Origin of the sequence: Piscinibacter sp., from assembly GCF_050175855.1 — a bacterium.
Taxonomy (GTDB): Bacteria; Pseudomonadota; Gammaproteobacteria; order Burkholderiales; family Burkholderiaceae_C; genus Piscinibacter.
This window is the reverse complement of the sequence record NZ_JBFXIO010000402.1, coordinates 1-4,474: the sequence shown is the minus strand read 5'-3', so window position 1 is coordinate 4,474 and position 4,474 is coordinate 1. Positions and strand designations below refer to the sequence as shown.

6 protein-coding genes are annotated in these 4,474 nt (G+C 73.3%); all 6 read left to right on the top strand.

From position 1 onward, the window contains the following. The coding region (locus AB7U92_RS22490) for a type II secretion system protein GspI (RefSeq protein ID WP_428582295.1) at positions 1-226 on the top strand (226 nt) is incomplete at its 5' end. Between the two features lie 4 nt (positions 227-230). Then, a complete protein-coding gene (locus AB7U92_RS22485; RefSeq protein ID WP_428582293.1) occupies positions 231-866 on the top strand; it encodes a prepilin-type N-terminal cleavage/methylation domain-containing protein in 636 nt (211 codons plus the stop codon). Between the two features lie 5 nt (positions 867-871). Continuing rightward, entirely contained in the window at positions 872-1,831 is a 960-nt protein-coding gene (gene gspK / locus AB7U92_RS22480; protein WP_428582291.1) for a type II secretion system minor pseudopilin GspK, read from the top strand. 130 nt (positions 1,832-1,961) lie between these two features. After that, positions 1,962-3,227, top strand: a complete 1,266-nt coding sequence (gene gspL, locus AB7U92_RS22475; protein ID WP_428582289.1) for a type II secretion system protein GspL — start codon at positions 1,962-1,964, stop codon at positions 3,225-3,227. Next, positions 3,224-3,745 (top strand): type II secretion system protein GspM, encoded by a 522-nt coding sequence (gspM, locus tag AB7U92_RS22470; RefSeq protein WP_428582287.1) that lies wholly within the window; start codon positions 3,224-3,226, stop codon positions 3,743-3,745. The genes gspL and gspM overlap by 4 nt, the downstream gene beginning before the upstream one ends. Next, the coding region (locus tag AB7U92_RS22465) for a type II secretion system protein N (protein WP_428582285.1) at positions 3,742-4,474 on the top strand (733 nt) is incomplete at its 3' end. The genes gspM and AB7U92_RS22465, both read left to right, overlap by 4 nt.

Genomic DNA, 4,474 nt, shown 5'->3' with positions numbered 1-4,474 from the left:
GGCGCAATGGTGCGCCGACAACCAGCTCACCGGTCTGAAGCTGACCAAGCAGTTCCCCAGCACCGGCGACGGCGATTTCGGCTGCGAACAGCTGGGCCGCTCCTACCGCGGCAAGCTGGCCGTGCGACCGACGCCGAACCCGAACTTCCGCCGCGTCGACGCGCAGATCTTCAACGAGGCGGGAGAGCCTGTGCTCAGCCTGTCCACGGTGCTCGGGCGCTACTGAAGTCATGAAGACGGCTCGCGGATTCACCCTCGTCGAGGTGCTGGTGGCGCTGCTGATCCTGTCGATCATGGCGGCCATGGCCTGGCAGGGCGTGGACGGCATCGTGCGCGCGCGCGAAGCCAGCGAGCGGCAGCTCGAGCAGACGCTTCGCCTGAACACCGTGCTGGCGCAATGGCAGACCGACCTGGCCGCCGTGCAGGACACCGGTGCCGTGCCGCCGCTGGTATTCGACGGGGCGACGCTCCGGATGACGCGCGGCACTCCGGAAGGCGTGCAGGTGGTGGCCTGGTCGCTGCGCCCCGAGTCGAGCGACAACGCCTGGCGCCGCTGGGCCGGGCCTGCCGTGACCGGCAGCGCCGCGCTGCAGGACAGCTGGTTCGCCAGCCAGCAGCTGCAGGGCGGCGAACCCGGCCACCTGCGCGCCGTGGAGGGCGTCTCCCAGTGGCAGGTGTACTTCTTCCAGGGCAATGCCTGGAGCAACGCCCAGTCCACCGGCAATGTCGCCGCGCCGCCGGCCGGCGCAGCCAGCGGCGTGGTGCCGCGCCAGGCGCTGCCCTCCGGCGTTCGCGTGGTGCTGAGCTTCGCCTCCGGCGGTGGCCTGGCCGGCACGCTCACGCGCGACGTGATGCTGGGGCCGTGACCGCCATGCGCCGGGTCCTGACCCCGCCTCGCCGCCAGCGCGGTGCCGCGCTGCTCGTCGCGCTGATCATCGTCACGCTCGTGGTCACGCTGGCCGCCTCGATGGTCTGGCAGCAGTGGCGCGCGGTGCAGGTGGAGGCGGCCGAGCGAGCGCGCATGCAGTCGGCCTGGATCCTCCAGGGTGCGCTCGACTGGGCGCGGCTGATCCTGCGCGAGGATGCGCGCTCGGGCCGCCCGACCGCACTGACCGAGCCCTGGGCCACTCCGCTGGCCGAGGCGCGACTGTCGACCTTCCTGGCCGCCGACAAGGACAACAACGCCGACGAGGGCCCCGAGGCCTTCCTCTCCGGCGCGATCAGCGATGCGCAGTCGCGCTACAACCTGGCCAGCCTGCTCGACGCGAGCGGCAAGGTCGTCCAGGCCGAAGTGGATGCACTCGAACGGCTGTGCCAGACGGTCGGCGTGTCGAGCGACGTCGCCGCGCGAATCGCCGCGGGCCTTCGCGACGCACAGGCCGTCGGCGCACAGGGCAGCGGCACGGCACCGTTGCGGCCGCGCAGCGTGGCGCAGCTCACCTGGCTGGGGGTCGATGCCGCCACGATCGCGTCGCTCGAGCCCTACGTCACGCTGCTGCCGGTGCGCACGCCGGTCAATGCGAACACCGCCTCGCGCGAGGTGCTGGCCGCGGCGATCAAGGGGCTGGACCTCGCCACCGCAGAGCGGCTGGTGCAATTGCGGCAGCGCGATCCGTTCAAGACGCTGGGCGCGGTCGAGGCGCAGATTCCCGGGCTCGGCCCGCTCAACAGCCAGCAGGTCTCGGTGGTCTCGAGCTTCTTCGAGGTGCGCGGCCGGCTGCGGCTGGACGACCGCGTGCTGGAGCAGCGCTCGCTGGTGGAGCGGCGTGGCCTGGACATGATCGTGCTGCAGCGTGAGCAGATTTCCACGGTGGAAGCATTGCGCTCGTGAAGCCGCCGGGCCACCCCTCTGGCGCCGGGACGTCCCGGCGCGCTACAACTTGCATTGCTAAGTCATTGATTTGTGAAGGTTTGTAGAGCGGGGCTGCCTACAATGCCGGGCATCCCCTGAATCACGCTCCATGTCCATCGTCGTCGTCCAGATTCCCGAGCGCCGGCGCCTGAGCGCGCGCGGCGGTACAGCGCCCGAGGCCGCGGGCTCGGGCCTGGGCACCGAATACGCCTACGTCACCAGCAGCGACGGCCTGGTGATGACCGGCCAGGGCGAGTGCGGCGCGGCGCTGCTGCCCAGGGCTGCCACCGTGGTGGCGATGCTGGCCGACACCGACGTGAGCTGGCACCGCATCACGCTGCCCAAGGCGCCGGCGGCACGGCTGCGTGCCGCGCTGGTCGGCGTGCTCGAGGAAGCGCTGCTGGAGGACGCCGAAGACGTTCACCTCGCCGTCGCGCCGGGCGCCACCGCCGGCCAGCCCGCCTGGGTGGCCGCCGTCGACCGGCGCTGGCTGCGCGCCGAACTGGCCGCGCTGGAGAAGGCCAACGTGTTCGTCGACCGCATCGTGCCGGACTCCTGGCCCGACGATCCTCCGACCGGCCATTTCGCCGAAACGAGCGCTGGCAGCGGCCCCGACCAGGGCGTGCTGCTGCACTGGGCTCATGCCAGCGGCGTGGCCAGCATCCGGCTGCAGGGTGGCCTGTCGCGAGCGCTGATTCCTCGCCCCGCGCCGGCCGGCACGCGCTGGAGCGCCACGCCCGGCGCCGTGGCCGCCGCCGAGCAGTGGCTGGGCATGCCGGTCAACGTGATGTCGCGCGCCGAGCGTGCGCTGCAGGCGGCGCGCAGCCTGTGGGACCTGCGCCAGTTCGACCTGGCGCAGCGCACCCGCGGCGCCCGCGCGCTGCGCGACGGCCTGCGCAAGTTCGCCAGCCCGCAGTGGCGCCCGGTGCGCTGGGGCCTGGCGGCGCTGGTCGTGGCGCAGATCGCCGGGCTCAACCTGTGGGCCTGGCACCAGCGCAGCACGATCGAGGCGCGCCAGAAAGCCATCCAGGCCGCGGTGCGCACCGCCTTCCCGCGGGTGAGCGATCTCGACATCCAGCGCGACGCTGCGGCAGTGATGCAGCGCGAGGTGCAGGCGCTGCGCACGCTGTCCGGCAAGCCCGGCGACATCGACCTCGAGCCGATGCTGATGGCCGCCGCCTCGGCATGGCCGGCCGACCGCCCGCCGGTGGACACGCTGCGCTACGAGAGCGGCCGCCTGACGCTATCGGCGCCGGGCTGGAGCGAGCAGCAGGTCGGCCAGTTCCGCAGCCTGCTGCAGGGCGCCGGATGGCAGGTGGAAAGCAGCGGTGCGCAGCTCGTGATGTCGCGCGCCCGACCTGGAGGCCGCTCGTGAACGCGCGCACCCTGACCCTGCCGCCCGCCCTCGCGCAGACGCGCGAGAAGGCCCGCGCGTGGTGGAAGACACGCGCGCCGCGCGAACGGCTGGCCGTGCTGGCGGCCGCCAGCGTGGTGGGCCTGTTCCTCGTCTGGATGATCTTCGTGCAGCCCGCCTGGCGCACGCTGCGCGAGGCGCCGGTGCGCCTCGATGCCCTGGATGCGCAACTGCAGCAGATGCAGCGCCTGGCCGCCGAGAGCCAGGGCCTGCGCGGCGTGGCTCCGGTGTCGCAGGCGCAGGCTGCCGCCGCGCTGAAGGCCGCCACCGACCGGCTCGGCGACAAGGGCCGCCTGTCGATGCAGGGCGACCGCGCCTCGCTCACGCTCAACGGCGTCTCGCCCGAGGCGCTGCGCGGCTGGCTGCTCGAGGCGCGCGGCGCCGCGCGCGTGCGGCCCACCGAAGCCCAGCTCAGCCGCGGCGCGCAGGGCTACAGCGGCACCATCGTCGTCAGCCTGTCCAGCGGGGCCGCGCCATGATCGGCCGCCGCCGCAAGGGCCCGCGCTGGGCGAATACCGCATCGGCCACCGGCTGGGGCGAATCGACGTTCGCCGAGATCGCCTGGGACAAGTCGCGTGGTGCGGCCACGCGCTGGGCGGTGTTCGGCATCGCGGTCGGCGTGCTGGCCGGTGTGGTGGCTTTCGCTCCCGCGGCCTGGCTGGCCGGTGCCATCGCCTCGGCCACCAACCAGCACCTGCTGCTGGCCGATGCCCGCGGCACGGTCTGGTCGGGCAGCGCCGTGGTGGTACTCACCGGCGGACCCGGCAGCCGCGATGCGAGCGCCCTGCCCGGCCGCCTCGACTGGACCGTCGGCCTCAAGGGCCTGGCCCTGGAGCTGCGCGCGCGGCAGGCCTGCTGCCTCAACGGCACGGCCTCGCTGCTGGTGCGGCCCGGCCTCGGCCGCGTAAACGTGGCGCTGGCGCCCAGCCCCGGCTGGGTGGGACAGTGGCCGACCGCCTGGCTGGCCGGCCTGGGCACGCCCTGGAACACCATGCAGATGGGCGGCAGCATCCGCCTGTCCTCGCCCGGGCTCAGCGTCGAGACCGTGCAGGGCCGCTGGCGTCTGGCGGGCAGCGCCGAACTCGACCTCATCGACGTGTCCTCGCGCGTCTCCACGCTGGAGACGCTCGGCAGTTACCGCCTGATCCTCGCGGGCGACGCCTCCGGCAGTGGCGCCTCGCAGATCACGCTGTCGACCCAGCAGGGCG

What these genes read in the sequence shown, in the direction of transcription:
- AB7U92_RS22485 (WP_428582293.1), top strand. Translation starts at nt 231, where the DNA reads ATGAAGACGGCTCGCGGATTCACCCTCGTCGAGGTGCTGGTGGCGCTG.
- gspK (WP_428582291.1), top strand. Translation starts at nt 872, where the DNA reads ATGCGCCGGGTCCTGACCCCGCCTCGCCGCCAGCGCGGTGCCGCGCTG.
- gspL (WP_428582289.1), top strand. Translation starts at nt 1,962, where the DNA reads ATGTCCATCGTCGTCGTCCAGATTCCCGAGCGCCGGCGCCTGAGCGCG.